This is a genomic window from Streptomyces sp. NBC_01591, assembly GCF_035918155.1.
GTDB lineage: Bacteria > Actinomycetota > Actinomycetes > Streptomycetales > Streptomycetaceae > Streptomyces.
Window position 1 is genome coordinate 41,145 of record NZ_CP109327.1, and the last position, 17,615, is coordinate 58,759.

A 17,615-nucleotide genomic window follows, 5' to 3' on the forward strand; every position below is an offset into this window, starting at 1 on the left:
CTCCGGACCAGCTGGCTGGAGGGAGGAAGTGCCTCTCCCGGCCTTGTCGAGGAGGCAGATCATGAAGTGGGACGATGCGCCGGACTACGCCGCGTGGAGCTTCTACCTGAGTGCAGTCGAGTTGCTGCTCGACTTACTCAGTCGGCTCCCGCTGTAGCCCGGCGACCGCTCCGCGGGGCCGTTCCTTCAGGGGACGGCCCCGTTCCTGCGTCTCACGACGACACCGCCGATGCTACGCACGCGGGCACTGCACAGCTACCAACTTCCAGCGAACGGAGTATGCCAGGGGCATACTCCGTTCATTGCCTGGGCTGCGGCTAAGGGCTCGTAAAGAATCAACACGTTGGTTTGGTCTCTGTCGTGAGGGTCGCGCCGTGTGCGGTGGCGTGGACGAGGAGTCCTGCCAGGGTGCTGAGGTGTGCTGCTGGGGGCTGGGGTGTGTGCGCGTGCTGGTCCATCAGTCGTCGGATCTCGCTGGTGGTGTGGCGGATGGTGTCCTTGCTGACGGCGAAGAGGTGGGCCAGCACGGTAGGCGGCAGAGCGAGGTTTTGTTGCAGCACGGTGGCCAGGACCCGGTCGGCCAGGTCGAGTTTGGCTTTGCGGCCGCCGCCCGGGGCCCGGCGCCGGGTGCCGCCGTCGCGTCGGGTGGCCGGGTCCTGTTTCTGCAGCGCCTGCCAGCCAGGGGTCAGGGTCTCGGTCAGCTCGGCCAGTGCGGTGCAGGTCATGCCGGTCAGCGCGGGATGTGACAGGGCACCGCGGTCGAAGACCGCCGCCGGCCCGGGCGTCGGCCTGGTGGGGTCTGCCGGGCTGGCGGGGTGGGGGTGCACGGTGTAGTTCCATTCGCCGTGGAAGGCATGTCCGGTGACCGGCGCCGCGTTCAGCTCGGTGTCGCTGACCTTCACACCGGTGGGATAGGTGCCGGTGTCGAGTTCGGCGTGGACGGTGAGACCGGTGCGGGTGGTGGTCGCGGCGATGGACTGCACGACGACCTCGTGGCTGTTCAGCGCTCTGCCGCGCCAGTTCATGGTGATCGCGGAGAACAGCCGATGCTCCACCTTGTTCCACTTCGATGTGCCCGGCGGCATGTGGCAGACCGTGACGGCCAGGCCGGTCCGGGCGGCGAACGCGGCCAACTCGGTCTTGAAGGCCCGGGTGCGGTAGCCGTTGGAGCCGCCGGCATCGGCAGTGATCAACAGACGTCTGGCCTGCGGGTAGTCGAGGCGTCCTTGCCCGTTCCACCAACGGCGGATCGATTCGACCGCGAAGGCTGCGGTGTCGTGATCCGTACCGACATTCACCCAGCCGGTGTCCGCCGCCAGATCGTAGATGCCATAAGGCAGGGCCTTGCCCAGTGCATCGCTGGGGAAGTCATGGACGTCAACCCGCACGGGTTCACCGGCCGGCCGCCATTGACGTCCCGCATTCTTGAAATCCCCGACGACTTCCTTCTTTTTCGTGTCCACACTGACCACCGGCTCGCCCTCCGCCTGATGGTCCTTGACCTGGTCGTTGATGTACCGGAACTGCGCGTCCCGGTCGGGGTGCTGAGCGCCCTCAAGGGTCTTGGCATTGGCCTGCAGACTGAAACCGTTCTCCCGCAGCAGCCTGCCCACGGTCGGCGCCGACGCGGTATGGCCCTGCCGCGTCAGCTCCCCGGCCAGAGACCGCAGCGACTTGGTCGTCCACCGCAGCGGCGACATCGGATCCCCCGCTCATCCGGCTCGACCAGCGCCAGCAACGCCGGAACGAGCAGCCGGTCAAGCTTCTCGGCGCTCTTGCGACCGCCGCCGTCCCGGCGGACCCGGCCATCGGGCAGTGGGTCCTCACCGCCCTCCAACTCGAAGACACCCTTCCGCACCGTCGTCTCGCTCACCCCTGCGGCACGCGCGACGGCCCGGACCCCACCGTGCCCCAGCAGCCGGGCCTCGGCGGCCAGCGCCAGCCGCTGCTGCCGCTCATTCAGATGAGGGAACAACACTCCGAATCTCAGGGCAAGTTGGTCACGAACCTCACTCGGTATGCGCATACCACACCAACGACAGGGAGACCGTGAAGCAACGTGTTGATTCTTTACGAGCCCTAAATACGAAACAGGAAACATCCGTAAGCCGCGCCCGCGGCCACGAGCGTGCCATGCAGGCTGAACACATGCCCGCGGCCGCGGAGTCGCGGCCTGAGGGCACCACGGCGACCAGGGAGAAATTCATGCGGATCAGTGCGGGAGACAGTGAGTTCTACCGGTGGCTGCTTCACCACGCCCGGCTGATGAACTGGGACCTCGACGCGGTCGACGAGCTGGACGGTGTCACCGTCCCGCGGCGCCGCTTCTTCCTCGTGTGGGCGTCGATCGCACTAACCAACGGGCTCACTCCCGCGCAGACCGGGCAGCTCGCCCGCGGTCTCGGCGTCACCCCGGACGAGGTGACCAACGCGTACACGCCAGAACTGCGGGCCACCACCATCGACGAACTCAACCAGGCACTCCGGTACTGAGGAGCGGAGCGGCGTTGCACGGACCGGGGTCGTTGGTTGCCTGGCCGTGAAGGCCCCAGCGGGGAAGGGGCGGACGCCCAAGCGGTGGCGCGCATCCGGCGCGGACGGGCGCCAGCGCCGAACCTCGTGAATCGCCCTGTCAATACTGTTCGGTCTCGACGAACCCGGCGTCGGCGTCGTCGCCAGCGCCGAACGCGTCCGCCGCGGCCGTCGGGTCGAATCCGGGCGGGCTGTCCTTGAAAGTCAGGCCCATGCCGGCCAGCTTCGCCTTGACCTCGTCGATCGACTTCGCACCGAAGTTACGGATGTCGAGCAGGTCGGCCTCCGAGCGGCCCACGAGCTCACCCACGGAGTGGATGCCCTCGCGCTTGAGGCAGTTGTACGAACGGACCGTGAGCTCCAGCTCCTCGATCGGCAGCGCGAGGTCAGAGGCGAGGGCGGCGTCCGTCGGGGACGGGCCCATGTCGATGCCTTCGGCGTCGATGTTGAGTTCGCGGGCAAGACCGAACAGCTCGACCAGGGTCTTACCGGCCGAAGCCATGGCGTCACGGGGACGCATGGCCTGCTTGGTCTCGACGTCGACGATCAGCTTGTCGAAGTCGGTGCGCTGCTCGACGCGGGTCGCCTCGACCTTGTACGTGACCTTGAGCACCGGCGAGTAGATGGAGTCGACCGGGATACGGCCGATCTCCTGGCCCGCCTGCTTGTTCTGGACGGCGGAGACGTAGCCGCGACCGCGCTCGACGGTCAGCTCCATCTCCAGCTGGCCCTTGCCGTTCAGCGTGGCCAGGACCAGGTCCGGGTTGTGGACCTCGACACCGGCCGGCGGGGCGATGTCAGCAGCGGTGACCAGGCCGGGGCCCTGCTTGCGCAGGTACATCACGACCGGCTCGTCGTGCTCCGAGGAGACGACCAGCTGCTTGATGTTGAGGATGAGGTCGGTGACGTCCTCCTTGACGCCCGGCACGGTGGTGAACTCGTGCAGGACACCGTCGATCCGGATGCTGGTGACAGCAGCGCCGGGGATCGAGGAGAGGAGCGTACGGCGGAGAGAGTTGCCGAGGGTGTAGCCGAAGCCCGGCTCCAGCGGCTCGATCACGAACCGGGAGCGGAACGCATCGACAACCTCTTCGGTCAACGCGGGACGCTGAGCAATCAGCATAGGGTGCTGCCTCCATTTTTCGGCGCCCGCTATTTGACGCCGTAGACACCGCACGGTATCGGCAATACGACCTCACAAGAGGCCGCACCGCCCGGCTCGGGGCAAAGCACAGATTTCCGCAGGATGGAACGGCGCACAGGAGTGAGTGCGGACCTGGATGCCCTCGGGATGAGCTGGTAGCCGCAGCGCCATCGGCGGGAGGACGGCAGCTGGCACGGATGCGTCGGCGGGGGTGGGCTTTCCTGTTTGGCTGGGGCGAGGGAGCGCTGGGCCGCTACGGTCTCAGTAGAGCTGACGGCACATTGGATTCTCGGCTCTTGAGATTTGAACTGCTTTGTTCATGTGGTCTGTTGCGGGAAGGTCGGTGAGCTTTGTGGCTTCGGCGGGGGTGGCGCGGGTGTGGGTGTGGGTGACGGCGGTGGTGGCGTTCCTGGGAACGGTGGGGCTGGTTTTGGTGGCGGTTCTGGCTGATCTGGACACGGCTGGTCAGGCTGCGAGCGTGGTGGGTTCGATGGTGGCGCTGGTGGCGTTGCTGGTGTCGGTGGTCGCGCTGTTCCGCGGCGGTGGATCCGCGAGCGGGCGCCGTGTGCGTGGTGGTCGTGGTGCGGTCGTGGCCGGTGGTGACATCACGGGCTCCGCTCTCGGAAAGGACTCGAAGGTGACCGGTCCCCGCACCCCGCCGAGGATGGGCTCCTCGCGGCGGGATGGGGATGATGTGCGTGCCGGGCGGGACGGGGTCGCGGCTGGTGGCGACATCACCGACAGTGCCCTGGGTGAGGGAAGCGAGCGGTGAGCCTTTTCCCTCGGGCCCGTCGCGGGCGTAAGTCTGGAGACGGTGCGACTCCCCCAGGGGCGGGGGCGGCGCGCAGAGTGTCCGCTGGGGCAGGTGGGGTCGCGGCGGGCGGGGGGATCACCGGTTCCGCGCTGGGTGACAACAGCCGGGTCACGTATGTGGACAAGCAGTACGTGGCAGAGGCCGGCGTGCCGGTGGGGTGGCCGGTGGTGGTGGGGACGGTGCCGGTGCTGGCGTCCGCGTTCCAGCCGCGCGAGGTACTGCGTCAGGCGGTCGACGAGGCCCGCGGGCACGGCCGGAGCGTCGTGCTGGCGAGTGACACCCCGCACGGTGAGCGGTCGCGGTCCGGTACGCGTGCGTCTGTGCAGGTGATGTCGGGCGGCGGCGGGGTGGGCAAGTCGCAGCTGGCCGCCGCCTACGCCCGTGAAGCGGTCACGGACGGCGCCGATCTGGTGGTGTGGACGCCGGCAACCGATATCCAACAGGTTCTGACCGTCTATGCGCAGGCCGCTGCGCTCGTGCAGGCGCCCGGCCATACCGGCACGGACCTGGAAACGGACGCACGAGCCTTCCTCAGCTGGCTGGCGGCCACCGACCGACGATGGCTGGTCATCCTGGACGACATCACCAACCCGGATGCGATCGAGCCCTGGTGGCCAGACAGCCAGCGCGGCACCGGCTGGACCCTTGCCACCACCCGCCTCAAAGACCCGCGCCTGACCGGCGGCGGCCGGACCCGCATCGACGTCGACGTCTACACCCCAACCGAAGCAACCGACTACCTCACCACCCGCCTCACCCACGACCACAAAGCCCACCTGGCCGACCACCGAGCCCCGGCCCTCGCCGAGGCACTCGGACACCTGCCGCTGGCACTGGGACACGCCGCCGCCTACATGCTTCGCGAGAACACCTCCTGCAGCACCTACCTGGAACAGTTCACCGACCGCGCCACGCACCTGGACAAACTCCTGCCCCACTGGGCCGACGCCGAACGCTACGGCCGGCAGGTCACCACCACCCTGCTCCTCGCCCTCGACGCCACCGACCAGGACCCCCACGGACCCCTGGCCCGCACCGCCCTCCGCATCACCGCCTACCTCGACCCCGCCGGACAACCCGCCGCCCTATGGACCACCAACGCCTTCCTCACCTACCTCATCCAGCAACAGCGCGCCGCCGTCCCGGCTCGGCGGAACCTCGGCCTGCGCCGACGGCGCAGGAGCGCGGTGCGGACCGTCACGGGTGACGAGGCAGCCGCAGCGCTGCGGCTCCTCGACCGGTACGGACTGATCACGTACGACTCCGCCGACAACCCCCGAGCGGTGCGTATCCACGCGCTCACCGCACGCGCCGTGCGCGAGACCACTCCTCAGGACCAGCAGCCGACGACCGCCGTCACCGCCGCCGACACCCTCGTCGAAATATGGCCAGACCCCGACCACACCCAGCGCGAACTGGCCAGCACGCTACGCGCCAACACGGATTCCCTCACCACCCATGCCGGAGAGTCCTTATGGACGCCCGACGCCCACCCCGTGCTCTACCGCACGGGAGCAAGCCTCCTCAATGCTCACCTGCACAGCGCCTCCTCGACGTACTGGGAACACATGGTCGCCGACTGCGAGCGGCTGCTGGGCGACGAACACCCCGACACCCTGGCCGCCCGCGCCAGCCTCGCCGCCTCCTACTGGCAGGCCGGGCGCACCAACGACGCCATCGAAATCGAAGAGCACGTCCTCGCCGAGTACGAGCGACTCCTCGGCAACGAACACCCCCACACCCTGGCCGCCCGCGCCAGCCTCGCCGCCTCCTACCGGCAGGCCGGGCGCACCAACGACGCCATCAACCTGCTCGAACACGTCCTCGCCGAGTACGAGCGACTCCTCGGCAACGAACACCTCGACACCCTGGCCGCCCGCGCCAGCCTCGCCGCCTCCTACCGGCAGGCCGGGCGCACCAACGACGCCATCGAAATCGAAGAGCCCGTCCTCGCCCAATGCGAGCGACTCCTCGGCAACGAACACCCCCACACCCTGAGCGCCCGCGCCAACCTCGCCGCCTCCTACCGGCAGGCCGGGCGCACCAACGACGCCATCGAAATCGAAGAGCCCGTCCTCGCCCAATGCGAGCGACTCCTCGGCAACGAACACCCCGACACCCTGAGCGCCCGCGCCAACCTCGCCGCCTCCTACCGGCAGGCCGGGCGCACCAACGACGCCATCGAAATCGAAGAGCGCGTGCTCGCCGATCGCGAGCGGTTGCTTGGCAACGAACACCCCGACACTTGTTCTGCTCGTGATGCTCTGTCCCGGTGGCGGTCGGCGGGGGATGGTCTTGGGGAGCCTCCGTTGTAAAGAGGGACCGCGAAGATCCTGGTGGGCGGGGCGTCTTTCTGGTCGTGCATGAGGCGGTCGTGCGGGTGCGGCGGCGCAGGGCGGCCGCGTAGCGGGGGCCGAACCGGTCGCACCACCGGCGGATCGCCTCATGGGAGACGGTGATCGCGCGTGCCAGGAGCAGCTCCTCGACTTCGCGGAAGGAGAGCGGGAAGCGGTGGTACAGCCATACTGCGTGGGAGATGACCTCCGCCGGAAACCGGAACCCCTTGTACGACGGCCCTTCCCCGGCGCCCTCCGCCACCAGCTACTCCCGAACGATCAACAAACCCGGCTACCATTCCGGCCCGGAGACCACTCAAGGCCACGAAGTTAAGGGCGTGGGGGAAACTGCAACTCGCCTGACGGTTGGGGACCTTGGGGATGCGAGAACGGGACCTCTGGTAGAAGCGGGAGACCGACCAAAGTCTTCCTGCCGCGAGAGGTCCCGTTGTCCGACCAGTCTGCCACCACGACGCTCACCCGTACCATCACGGTTGCGGATGGTGTCTTCGCTCCTGGCCACCTGGGCGAGCTGACCCAGTACCTACCCTTCGAGCTCGTCGATGACGTGCTGGAACAGACGCGAGCCGTGCAGCACCGGCTGCGACAGCTGCCGTCCCGGGTGGGTGTGTACTTCGTGCTGGCCTTGGGGCTGTTTCCCGGTCTCGGGTACGCGCGGGTGTGGGACAAGCTGGTCGCTGGCCTGCACGGACTACCACTACCGGCCCCGTCGGAGAAGGCCCTGCGCGATCTACGCCGACGGCTGGGGCCCGCTCCGTTGAAGGCACTGTTCGAGGTCATGGCCGGGCCCCTGGCTCAGCCCGCGACGCCGGGGGTGTGCTATCGGCGATGGCGGACGGTCGCTTTCGACGGCTGCAGCTCCATTGAAGCCCCTGACCAGCCCCGTATCCGCGCTCTTCTGGGCAAGATCCGGCGTACCCGTGGCGGCCTGGAGGGCTATCCACACCTGCGGCTGATGGCCCTGTGCGAGACGGGCACCCGCGGACTGCTCGGTGCGGTGTTCGGCCCGACCAACACCGGAGAGACGATCTACGCCCGTCGGTTGCTGCCGCTGTTGAACCCGAGCATGCTACTGCTCGCCGACCGGGCCTTCGACGGCAGCGGCTTCCTCACCGCGGTGGGCGACACCGGAGCCCAGATGCTGATCCGCCATCTGGGCCGCGCTGCCCGACGGCTCTTTCCTCACTCGCATCGACGGCCGGACCTTCCGCATCATCGACGCAGACGTGACCGTCATGTGCGGCGACGGGCACCGCATCCGCGACCGTTACCGGCTCGCCACCACCTTGCTGGACCACCGGGCCGACCCGGCCGCGCGCCTCGTGCACCTGTACCACGAACGCTGGGAGGTCGAGTCATCCTTCCTGGCCCTGCGCCACACACTGTTCGCCGGCCGAGTCCTGCGATCGGCCGACCCCTTCGGCCTGGAGCAAGAACTCTGGGCCCAGCTCGCCCTCTACCAGACGTTGCGCCGCGCCATGGTCGATGCCGTGGAGTCCGCACCGGGGACCGACCCCGACCGCGCTGGCTTCACCGTGGCCCTCCAGGCCACCCGCGACCAGGTCATCACCGCGAGCGGCATCATCCCGGCCACCGCCACCCCTCGGGCCGAAGCCATCGGTAAAGCCATCCTGAACAACCTCCTGCCGCCTCGCCGCGCCCGCCTCAGCGCCCGGAAAGTGAAGTGCCCTGTCTCGCGCTACCCCGTCGAACAGAACGAAAAGCGCCCCGCACGCAGCCAGAACATCGTGTCCATCGCCGTCGACGTCCTTGCCCGTGCCGCCTCACGACCCTCCCCGCGGCTGCCAGAGACCATGAACGCCCGCTCCGGGACGAGCCGCTGGGACCGGGCCCTCCAGCTCCTGCGCACCGAGCCAGACCGGTCCTGGCGGACCATCGAACTCGCCGCCGCTCTAGAAATCAGCCACTACCGCAGCTTCTGTGCCCAGTTGGGACAATGGACCAAAGAAGGGATACTGCAACGCCTCGGACGCGGGCGCTACACACTCGCTGCGGAGTTGATCGCTCCCACCTCGTCCCAAGGTCCCCAGCTGTCAGGCGAGTTGCAGTTTCCCCTGCGTCCTTAACTTCGTGGCCTTGGGAGACCACTCACTCAACTTGACAGTGCCGACTCAGAAGTTCAGCGAGCGTCTGGAGTTGGTCCTCGTACTCGCCGGGGCTCGCGTCCAGCTCCTAGTCCGTGAGCCCGCGTTTCGTCGCCATCCCGCGCAACATGGCGTACATCTGTCTCTGGCCGTCGTCATAATGCTTGATCATGTTGTTGCGGGTGTCGGTGTCGACCTTGGCGTTCTCCTCGTTCACGTGAACCGTGGCTCGCCAGGTTGTACCGCCCCACCAGCGGGCGCTGTCACCCGGACGTGGCACCGCCCTGGTCGCCTTGGCCTCGGCCATGGGTGCTGGCCAGGGTGACGAGCGCGATGTGAGGGACGGCGTTCAGGCAGAGTTCCGCCGCCGTGCTCGGATCGGTCGCGGTGCGCGCCTCCTGCAGCGCCAGCAGACCGGTCAGCACCGCGGAGTCGACCGCCTCGTCGAGAACCTCGTCCGCGGCGAGTTCGCCGCCGGCCACCAGCTCGCGCAGCCAGGCGGCTGCCTCTGCGGACCGGTCCGCCACCGCGCGGCCAGCTGGCTTTGTTCATGAAAACGGGTTCTGGCTCAACTTCTGTTTGCGCCGTGAGGCGCTGTTGGTTCGAGTGGAGGTGGAAGGCCTGCACCAACCCGCTGTCGCAGCAGCTGGGTTGAAGCTGAGGGCAGCCTGATCCGGGTGATGCCGGGGAGGGTGAGAGCGGCCCTGACGAAGCCGGGACGTGACCAGTACTGCCAGATGGGGCGGGTCCGGCAAGTGTGATGGAGAGGAGTACGCGAGGAACCGGCGTTTTACGTCTCTTAACGAGCCTCCGGCTCCAACCTGGTGGATCTGGGCCGGAAGCGGTGCGTACTCGGGTCATCCTTTCGGGTGGTCTGACAACTCCTGGGTCGGTTTACGAAAGCTGGCCGGGAGGCCACGAGGAAAGCCTGCGGCGTACTCGTGGCGATGCCGCAGGGACACAGTCGGGCTCCTACTCCGTCGAGCGAACCACAGTGAACACGGGAACCGTCCCGAACCTCGCCCCGCTACCTGTCTCCAGCAGGCTGCCGGGGCTGGGCGCATCGACCGCCGATCGGTCCGGGACGGGGCGGAGCCGCCGTAGTACTCCGAGGCCGGGAAAGCCGGCCGCATGGGGAAGGGCGGCAGCGGTATCGAGAAGGGAAGGACGCTGCAATGCCGGAAGATGCCCCGCCGAATGGCGGAGCCCCGGGCCCTCGGGCCCGGGTACTGGAGATGCAGGCCAAGCTTCACCGTTGGGCGGTGGCCGATCCCGGCCGCCGGTTCGATGACCTGTTCAACTTCGTGCACGATCCGGCGACGCTGTTGGTGGCGTTCGACCGGGTCGCGGGCAACCGGGGAGCCCGGACTCCCGGCGTCGACGGCCTGACCGCCACCGACGTCGAGGAATCCATCGGTGTCCCCGGATTCCTGAACGACCTGCGGGTCGCCGTCAAGGGCGGTGCGTTCTGTCCTCTGCCGGTGCGGGAACGCAGCATTCCCAAGCCGGGAGGCTCGGGAAAGGTCCGTAAACTCGGGATTCCGACGATCGCGGACCGGGTCGCTCAGGCAGCGCTGAAACTGGTGCTGGAACCGATCTTCGAGGCCGACTTCAAGCCGGTCTCCTACGGGTTCCGGCCCCGACGGCGGGCCCAGGACGCCATCGCCGAGATCCACTATTTCGGCACCCGGGGATATCGCTGGGTGCTGGATGCGGACATCGAGGCGTGCTTCGACTCGATCAACCACACGGCCCTGATGGACCGAGTGCGTCATCGGGTGAAGGACAAGCGTGTCCTGTCGCTGGTCAAAGCCTTCCTCAAGGCCGGGATTCTTACTGAACTCGGTGAGAACAAGGAGACGTTGACCGGCACCCCGCAAGGCGGCATCCTCTCCCCGCTGCTGGCGAACATTGCTCTGTCGGCGCTCGATGAGCACCTGCACGAGACGTGGGAGCCGGGCGGGACGATGGCCACCGAAGGTAAACGCGCCCACCGGCGCCGCAAGGGTCGGCCGACGTGGCGGGTCGTCCGCTACGCGGACGACTTCGTCGTCCTGGTGCACGGCACCGAGGCCGACACTGCGGCACTGCGCGAAGAAGTCGCTGACGTGCTCGAACCTCTGGGATTGCGCCTGTCGCAGGCGAAGACCCGGATCGCGCACATGAGTGATGGGTTCGACTTCCTGGGCTTCCGCATCCAGTGGAAACGCAAAGGAGGCACGGACAGATGGCACGTCTACACCTTCATCGCGGACCGGCCCATCCGGTCCTTGAAGGCGAAGGTCCGTGCTGTGACAGGCAGGACATCGCAGCAGGATCTCGCCACCGTGCTGATCAGACTCACTCAGATCATGCGCGGTTGGGCCAACTACTTCAAGCACGCTGTCGCCAAGCATGTCTTCACGAAGCTTGACGCCTTCGTGTGGTGGCGTCTGATCCGCATGCTGCGGGAACGTCACCACTGGAGTTGGGGCGAAGTCCGCCGCCGGTTCACCACCCCCACCGGGCGGTGGCTACCGATCGCGGCGGACGGGGCCGAACTGTTCCAGATCGCATCGGTCACGGTCAGCCGTTACCGATACCGGGCCAGCAGGATCCCCAACCCATGGCACCCTGCGAACCCCGTCTGACGGCAGAGACCGTGGAGAGCCCGTTGCGCTGAGAGGCGCACGGCGGGTTCGGCGAGAGGTCCGGAGAAACGGACCGGGAGCAATCCCGGCACCGCGCTCCGGGCCTACTCAGCGGTGCCGACACGGTGAGTGACAGCTGGGAATGAGTGGGGCGGTGTGCACCGGGGCTGAGGGGGTCGGGCCGTGGTGTTACAGGGCGATCAGCCCTGCTGCTGTCTCCCGGAAGCCACAGGCGTCGAAATAGAACGAGCGCAGATGTTCCTCGAAGTCGACGTGGAGCCACTCGCACTTCGCGGCACGGGCTTCTTTGGCTGCGACTGCGACAAGCGCGGCGCCAACCCCTATCGACCGAAGATGCTGGGCGACCACCGTGTCCAGAATGAAGGCGTGTGCTCCGCCGTCCCAGACAACGTTGACGAATCCGATCAGATCGCCATTTTCCCTCGCGCAGACCCAGCCAAGGCTGTGGCGCTCAAGCCGTGCTTGCCAGTCGGTCTGAGCGACCGGGGATCCGAAACCGTCGGCGTGCAATCTGTTGAGGGATGCGTTGTCGAAGTCGCCTTGCCACTCATACTTGATCGCCACGTCCAGATCCTAGTGCCGAGAAGGTACTTGGTCCGCATCGACTACTGGGCGAGGAGAACCCGCTTCCGGAGGAGACGGAAGCCGGCACGGCCGAACATCTGGCGCTTGAGCATCTTGATCCGGTTGACATGGCCTTCGACGACACCAGAGCTCCAGGGGAGGGTCAGGCCGGCGATGACGGCGTCACGGTCGCGGCCGATGCCCGCGGCGAGGGTGTGGAGGCTGGGGAGATCGTCTTGTCTCACGGCGGTGAGCCAGTCCGGCAGGAGCTCGCCCTGGCGCTCGGTGAGCATGGTCGCGAAGGACCGGACGTGCCTGGTGAGTGCATCGATTTCGGGACAGTTGGCCCGGACGTGCTTCAAGCGGAGTTGTTCAGTCTCGGAGAGGCTTTCCGGTCGGCGGAGGACCCACCCGGCGACGATCCGGGGCGAAGGCGCACGGGCCGTCACCGGCCCTGGTGAAGTGCGTTTCTGGCGGAGGTAGGCGCGAACCCGCTGGTAGCTGCCCGTGTAGCCGAGCGGAACGATCTCCTCCCACAGCTTCCAGGCGTTCGTTCCGCCCTCGTTCCAGCGGTCGTCGAGATAGGGCTTGTACTCGTCGAGAACCGAGCGCCGTGCTTGCCACTGACCGGTGAAAAGATCTTCTGGCCTGGCAGCGTCCGCGTACCGTTTGACGGTTCGGCTGGTCATGCCGAGCTGCCGCTGGATCGCGCGGCGGCTGTGCCCCGCCTCCACCAGGGCGTGGACCGTGGCGTGAACGGTCCGGGTTCGGTCGGCGAACCGGTGGCCGGTCGGCCAAGGCGAGTCGGAGGACTCCTGCACAGGTCCTGGCTCCGCCTCGGGCGTTTCAGGTGTCTCGGGCACCAGGACACGCAGGCATCGCCGGTGCTGGGCGATGCTCCGCTCGGCTGCCTCACTGAGGTTGTGCCAGAGGTGCCACCGGTCTGCGACCTGCACGGCCTGCGGGGCGCCGACGGCGGCGCCTTCGGCGAAGAACGGCGCGCGGTCCCGGCAGACCACCTCGATTCCGGGCCGCTGGGCCAGCCACGCAGCCAGGGTCGACGACTCCCGGTCAGGCAACAGGTCGATGGGCCGGCGGGTCTCGACGTCCACAAGAACGGTCCCGTAGTGGCGGCCCTTGCGGGTGGCGTACTCGTCGACGCCGACCACCCGCGGAGCGGGCACCTCCGGCTCGGGAAGCGCGTCGACCAACCGCAGGACCGTGCTGCGGCTGACCGCCCCGCCCACGATGGCAGCCAGCCGGGCACCGGCCCGGCCGGCCAGGGCAAGACCGATCGAGGCCAGGGTCGAGCGGAGCCGCTCGGTCCGCTGACCGTTTCTCCGGGTCAGGCCGGGTATCTGCTCGACGAACGTGCGACGTCCGCACTCAACGTTCCCGCAGGTGAACCGGCGGACCCGCAACTGGAGAACCACGCTTCGTCCCGCGCTCGGAACCCTCTCTGTCAGCCTTGGGTGAGACATCCCGTTCTGCGGGGTTAGCCTGAGAGGGCACGACAGGAGAACCGTCCCTTATGCCCAGTACAGAGCCCGTCGGGTCCGAGCCGGCGCCGAGGCCGAAGCGCCGCACTTTCACCTCGGAGTACAAGCTGCGAATCGTCGCCGAGTACGACGCCGCGCCCAGGAACGAGAAGGGTGCGGTCCTGCGCAGGGAACGGCTCTACCACTCGCATGTCAAGGAGTGGCGGGCCGCCCGGGATGCCGGGGCCCTGGAAAACCTGGTCGACCGCCGGACCAGCCCGGCCCGTGCGAAGAAGTCCGCCGCGGAGGTGGAGAACGAAAAGCTGCGGCAGCAGGTGGAGCGGTTGCAGAGGGACCTGGCACGGAACAAGGCCGCACTCGAGGTGATGGGAAAAGCTTCCGCGCTCTTGGAAATGATCTCCGAGAGCGCGGACTGAAGCCTGCCGCCGACCCTGTCGTGGACGAGGCGTTCACCAGCGTCGAGGTTCAGCTGGGCATCACGGCCGCCTGTCGGCTGACCGGCCGCTCCCGCGCCACGCATTACCGTCGGCTCCGGCCCCCACCACCACGCAGAACACGTGCCCCACAGATGCAGCCGTCGGCCCTGACGGCCGAAGAGCGTTCTGCGGTACTCGAGTTGATGAACGGCGACGAGTACGCCGAGCTGGCGCCCGCGCAGATCTGGGCCCGCGAGCTGGATGCCGGGCGCTATCACTGCTCCGTCTCGACGATGTACCGGATCCTGCGCGAGCAGGATCAGTCCGGTGAGCGCCGACGGCAGGCCACCCATCCCGCCAAGGCGGTGCCCGAGCTGGTCGCCACCGGGCCCTCGCAGGTGTTCACCTGGGACATCACCAAGGCGGCCGGGCCGGCCAAGGGCGTCTGGTATCACGCCTACGTGATCATCGACATCTTCAGCCGGTATATCGTCGGCCACACCGTCGAGCGAGCCGAATCAGCTGTGCGGGCCGAGGAGCTGATCCGCGAGACCATCGCCCGCAACGGCATCGTGCCCCAGACCGTGCACGCGGACCGCGGCACCTCGATGACGTCGAAGAAGGTCTCCCAACTACTGATCGATCTGGGCGTGACGCGGTCGCACTCGAGGCCGAAGGTCTCCAACGACAACCCTTACAGCGAGGCCCAGTTCAAGACCACGAAGTACATGTCGGATTATCCTGAACGGTTCGATTCGCTGGCCCACGCCCGCGAGTGGTTCGACGCGTTCATCGCGTATTACAACCATGAGCACCGGCACTCGGGTATCGGCTGGCACACACCAGCCTCCGTCCACTTCGGGACCGCCGAGGAAGTCCGCGACCAGCGCGCGGTCACCCTCGCCGAGGCATACGCCCGCCACCCCGAACGCTTCGGCCGCCGCCCCAGACCACCCGAGATACCCCAGACGGCCTGGATCAACGACCCGGCCAAACGCAGGGAACCCGCACCACAAACCTCATAGCGTCACGACCGTCTCACTGGACTTGAAATCTTCCGGAACATCATCGGGAAATCGCAGGTAGGAGCCGTGCACCTTGGCTGACCATGCCCCACAACCCGGACACGAGGCACCAGCTGCGGTGCACCGCACATCAACACGCACTATCGCGATGTTCACGTCTACCGACAGCACCGCGACATCCGCGATCGACGGGAACAACAGCTCCTCCAGCCGGAACAAGATCTCATTCACAGCCACGAACTATCGGCCCAGCCACGCATGCCACTGCTCGTTTTGAGGCAACTTACCTGGCCGCCCCAGGGAGTTCAGTCGTTACTCACAGTGCACGGACCACACAACCTGAGCCAGAACCACTACTGGTGAATAAAGCCACCGGGCTTACGGCTGCACCGCCCGGGCTACGCGTCACGGAGCAGGCGTAGTTGAAGGGTCTTCTCCAGGGCTTGGGAAGCGGCCGGGCGTGGGCGGCCAAATGCGGCAAGGACGGGTGTGGCGCTGGTTGGGCTGGGTTTTTTGTGAGGCTGAAGGCGGTGGGCTGGGCGTTCGTAGCGTCGCGGGATCCGGATGGGCAGGCCGGAGCGAGTCTGGCCTGCTGGCGGGTAGGGGCGCTGCGGGCCCTTCCAGATGCGGGGCATGTCGGTGTTCATGTAGTCGCTCACCACTTGGTCACGGAGGTAGTCGTAGTCGGGGCCGTTCGCGGCTGCGGTCATCAGTAGGACGGGGGGTTGGGGTGGCACGGCCGTCCGCGACGCGGATCTCGACGACAGCCGGAGGCTGGCGGGCGTGGGTTTGCGCGATCCGGTCCCACGCTCGTTCCCACGGTCTGACTTTGCGGGGGGAAGCGCCGAGGGCTTCCATGAACGCGGTGACGTGCTCGCGGGAGGGGACCGCTTCCCCCCGCAGAACGGCGCTCAGACTGCTCTTCGGGAGCCGGAAGTGCCGGCCATCAGCGGTCCGCCCGGCCTCGGATTGCAAGTAGCCCAGAGACGGCTGGCCCTCCCTGGCACGGACCTGGATCATCGCCCGGCGTAACTGACCGAAGGTCTCGATCAGTTCCGGGTGAGTGAGTGCGGAGCGCACCGAGGTGGCCAGGTCCTGGAACTCTGTGGTGGTCTCCTCTCGACGCCGGAGTTCTTCCTCGGAGCGGCGGGCGGCTTTCCACAGGCGGATCGCGTCTGCGGGATCGGCGTCGCAGGCTTGTGCGTAGGCTTCGACGAGTTTACGGGAGGGGACTTTCCCGCTGGCGCCGCGCGAGAGCATGGTCGCGGTGAACCGGTATCCGATCAGTTTGGCCATCGCCGCGTAGGTGACGCCTCGGCGCTCGCGCTGGGCACGTAGCCACAGCGCGAGCGCTTCGGACTGCCGGGTTCTGCGGCGACGGCGTTCTCACGCCGTCCCATAGGTGGGTCAGACTGCCTCGGGCGAGGGCGCTGTCGTCGTGCGCATCGCCCTCAGCGAGCTGACGGCGACGTAGAGGGCGCCTGCGATGAACTCAAGAGCGCCGAACATCGGCAGGCCGGCCAGGGCGAGGGCTCCTGCCACGAGGATGACGACGAGGATGATGACCACCTCGCCGGGCGTCAGCGCGCCCGGGTAGGCGCTGGGCGAGGACGGCGGGAAGAGTGATGAACGCATGCGTGTCTCCAACTGGCGTCGCGTCAGAACCCTGAATAGGGCGCGGACTTGGGCTGCACCGTGAACAGCTGACGGGGACTTCCAGGTCCGGTCCGTCAACGTTCGGCGATCCTCTCACCAGTAACCCGACCATCACAATGCGTGGCCCTTCGGGCAAGGGCGTTGATTCATGAACGTCCAGAGCCCGGGTCCGCGATGCGGGCGAACGGGTGGACGAGCCGGCAGCCGGCTACCAGGAGGCTGCAGGTCAGGAGAATGAAACCAATTTTTTCATTCGTTTCCGTCCATCCGGCGTTGCCGAAGGCACGCACGCGATGACACCCTCCTAGCAACGCTGTCTCGGGTACTCGTACCCGAGGTCTCCCTGGCGTCGTGGCTGCACCATGGAACAGGGACCGGGCATCACCGCGTTCCAGCGCGGCGCCCCAGAGGGTGGCGCATCCTCACCGGATGCGGCCACCCTCCGCACCCTCATAAGCCAAAGCAGTCAACCGGTTCATGGAATCTGTCCCTGCACACATACGGCTTCACCCACGGCATAACGAACTCCCCCTCCCCCGACGGGCAGCACCCCCTTTCCGCAGCCGATCCACCAACCGGGCCAGGAAGTCCCCGTCCGAGCGGCAGCGGTGCCTGAGCGCGGGAAAGCCCCGGCTGGCCGGGGAAGACCGGCCGGGACCGTGAGGTGTGTGGGTGCGGAGGGTGGTCACCTCTCGGCGGAGGGCTCCATGGGGCTCCAGCCGAACGATCGACAGGGCTGCTCGGCGCGGGTGACGGCCCCGCTCACGGTCCACCGGGCCGTGCTGGCGCAGTGCACCGACCTCGCCGGTGACGGTTCTACCCCCGGCCGGGCGCAAGGCGCACCGGATGCCT

12 protein-coding genes and 5 pseudogenes are annotated in these 17,615 nt (G+C 67.5%); 7 read left to right on the forward strand and 10 right to left on the reverse strand.

Features of this window, described 5'->3' with window-relative positions; translation table 11 throughout:
• Positions 1–335 precede the first annotated feature (335 nt).
• A pseudogene (locus OG978_RS00205) lies at positions 336–2,026 on the reverse strand (ISAzo13 family transposase).
• 179 nt (positions 2,027–2,205) lie between these two features.
• On the opposite strand from OG978_RS00205, the gene OG978_RS00210 reads away from it, so the two are divergent.
• Positions 2,206–2,493 carry a hypothetical protein gene (locus tag OG978_RS00210; protein WP_326763261.1) on the forward strand — a complete coding sequence of 96 codons (288 nt, stop codon included), beginning with the start codon at positions 2,206–2,208 and terminating at the stop codon, positions 2,491–2,493.
• Positions 2,494–2,632: 139 nt separating this feature from the next.
• On the opposite strand, the gene OG978_RS00215 is transcribed toward OG978_RS00210, so the two are convergent.
• Positions 2,633–3,655 carry a DNA-directed RNA polymerase subunit alpha gene (locus tag OG978_RS00215; protein WP_326763262.1) on the reverse strand — a complete coding sequence of 341 codons (1,023 nt, stop codon included), beginning with the start codon at positions 3,653–3,655 and terminating at the stop codon, positions 2,633–2,635.
• Positions 3,656–4,019: 364 nt separating this feature from the next.
• Between OG978_RS00215 and OG978_RS00220 the strand changes: the two genes are divergently transcribed.
• Both OG978_RS00220 and fxsT read left to right on the forward strand, forming a co-directional pair.
• Complete coding sequence (locus tag OG978_RS00220) at positions 4,020–4,448, forward strand: hypothetical protein (protein ID WP_326763263.1); 429 nt, start codon at positions 4,020–4,022, stop codon at positions 4,446–4,448.
• Positions 4,449–4,525: 77 nt separating this feature from the next.
• Positions 4,526–6,805, forward strand: a complete 2,280-nt coding sequence (fxsT, locus tag OG978_RS00225; protein WP_326763264.1) for an FxSxx-COOH system tetratricopeptide repeat protein — start codon at positions 4,526–4,528, stop codon at positions 6,803–6,805.
• Between the two features lie 67 nt (positions 6,806–6,872).
• On the opposite strand, the pseudogene OG978_RS00230 reads toward fxsT, so the two are convergent.
• Positions 6,873–7,088 (reverse strand): annotated as a pseudogene (locus tag OG978_RS00230) (IS6 family transposase); the annotation flags it as partial.
• Between the two features lie 186 nt (positions 7,089–7,274).
• Here OG978_RS00230 and OG978_RS00235 point away from each other — a divergent pair.
• Positions 7,275–8,934 (forward strand): annotated as a pseudogene (locus OG978_RS00235) (transposase domain-containing protein).
• 106 nt (positions 8,935–9,040) lie between these two features.
• On the opposite strand, the gene OG978_RS00240 reads toward OG978_RS00235, so the two are convergent.
• Both OG978_RS00240 and OG978_RS00245 read right to left on the reverse strand, forming a co-directional pair.
• Positions 9,041–9,169, reverse strand: coding sequence for a hypothetical protein (locus OG978_RS00240; protein ID WP_326763265.1), 129 nt, complete (start codon positions 9,167–9,169; stop codon positions 9,041–9,043).
• A gap of 46 nt (positions 9,170–9,215) precedes the next feature.
• A complete protein-coding gene (locus tag OG978_RS00245; protein ID WP_326763266.1) occupies positions 9,216–9,479 on the reverse strand; it encodes a hypothetical protein in 264 nt (87 codons plus the stop codon).
• Between the two features lie 648 nt (positions 9,480–10,127).
• Here OG978_RS00245 and ltrA point away from each other — a divergent pair.
• Positions 10,128–11,582, forward strand: coding sequence for a group II intron reverse transcriptase/maturase (gene ltrA, locus OG978_RS00250; protein ID WP_326763267.1), 1,455 nt, complete (start codon positions 10,128–10,130; stop codon positions 11,580–11,582).
• Between the two features lie 189 nt (positions 11,583–11,771).
• On the opposite strand, the gene OG978_RS00255 is transcribed toward ltrA, so the two are convergent.
• Together OG978_RS00255 and OG978_RS00260 are read right to left on the reverse strand one after the other, a co-directional pair.
• Positions 11,772–12,167, reverse strand: a complete 396-nt coding sequence (locus tag OG978_RS00255) for a GNAT family N-acetyltransferase (protein ID WP_326763268.1) — start codon at positions 12,165–12,167, stop codon at positions 11,772–11,774.
• 41 nt (positions 12,168–12,208) lie between these two features.
• Positions 12,209–13,627: pseudogene (locus OG978_RS00260) on the reverse strand (ISL3 family transposase); the annotation flags it as partial.
• Between the two features lie 71 nt (positions 13,628–13,698).
• Between OG978_RS00260 and OG978_RS00265 the strand changes: the two are divergent.
• Both OG978_RS00265 and OG978_RS00270 read left to right on the forward strand, forming a co-directional pair.
• A complete protein-coding gene (locus tag OG978_RS00265; RefSeq protein WP_266726502.1) occupies positions 13,699–14,082 on the forward strand; it encodes a hypothetical protein in 384 nt (127 codons plus the stop codon).
• 20 nt (positions 14,083–14,102) lie between these two features.
• On the forward strand, positions 14,103–15,107 hold the full coding sequence (locus OG978_RS00270; protein WP_326763270.1) for an IS3 family transposase: 1,005 nt from the start codon (positions 14,103–14,105) through the stop codon (positions 15,105–15,107).
• 33 nt (positions 15,108–15,140) lie between these two features.
• On the opposite strand, the pseudogene OG978_RS00275 reads toward OG978_RS00270, so the two are convergent.
• The 3 genes and pseudogenes from OG978_RS00275 to OG978_RS00285 form a co-directional block, all read right to left on the reverse strand.
• Positions 15,141–15,338: pseudogene (locus OG978_RS00275) on the reverse strand (ISL3 family transposase); the annotation flags it as partial.
• A 435-nt stretch (positions 15,339–15,773) separates the two neighbouring features.
• Positions 15,774–16,403 (reverse strand): hypothetical protein, encoded by a 630-nt coding sequence (locus OG978_RS00280; protein ID WP_442817629.1) that lies wholly within the window; start codon positions 16,401–16,403, stop codon positions 15,774–15,776.
• Positions 16,404–16,514: 111 nt separating this feature from the next.
• Complete coding sequence (locus OG978_RS00285; RefSeq protein ID WP_326763272.1) at positions 16,515–16,742, reverse strand: hypothetical protein; 228 nt, start codon at positions 16,740–16,742, stop codon at positions 16,515–16,517.
• Positions 16,743–17,615: the final 873 nt, after the last annotated feature.

Excerpts from the sequence above, each read along its gene's own strand:
- OG978_RS00210 (WP_326763261.1), top strand. The coding sequence starts at position 2,206 with ATGCGGATCAGTGCGGGAGACAGTGAGTTCTACCGGTGGCTGCTTCAC.
- OG978_RS00215 (WP_326763262.1), bottom strand. The coding sequence starts at position 3,655 with ATGCTGATTGCTCAGCGTCCCGCGTTGACCGAAGAGGTTGTCGATGCG.
- ltrA (WP_326763267.1), top strand. The coding sequence starts at position 10,128 with ATGCCGGAAGATGCCCCGCCGAATGGCGGAGCCCCGGGCCCTCGGGCC.
- OG978_RS00265 (WP_266726502.1), top strand. The coding sequence starts at position 13,699 with ATGCCCAGTACAGAGCCCGTCGGGTCCGAGCCGGCGCCGAGGCCGAAG.
- OG978_RS00280 (WP_442817629.1), bottom strand. The coding sequence starts at position 16,403 with ATGGCCAAACTGATCGGATACCGGTTCACCGCGACCATGCTCTCGCGC.
- OG978_RS00285 (WP_326763272.1), bottom strand. The coding sequence starts at position 16,742 with ATGCGTTCATCACTCTTCCCGCCGTCCTCGCCCAGCGCCTACCCGGGC.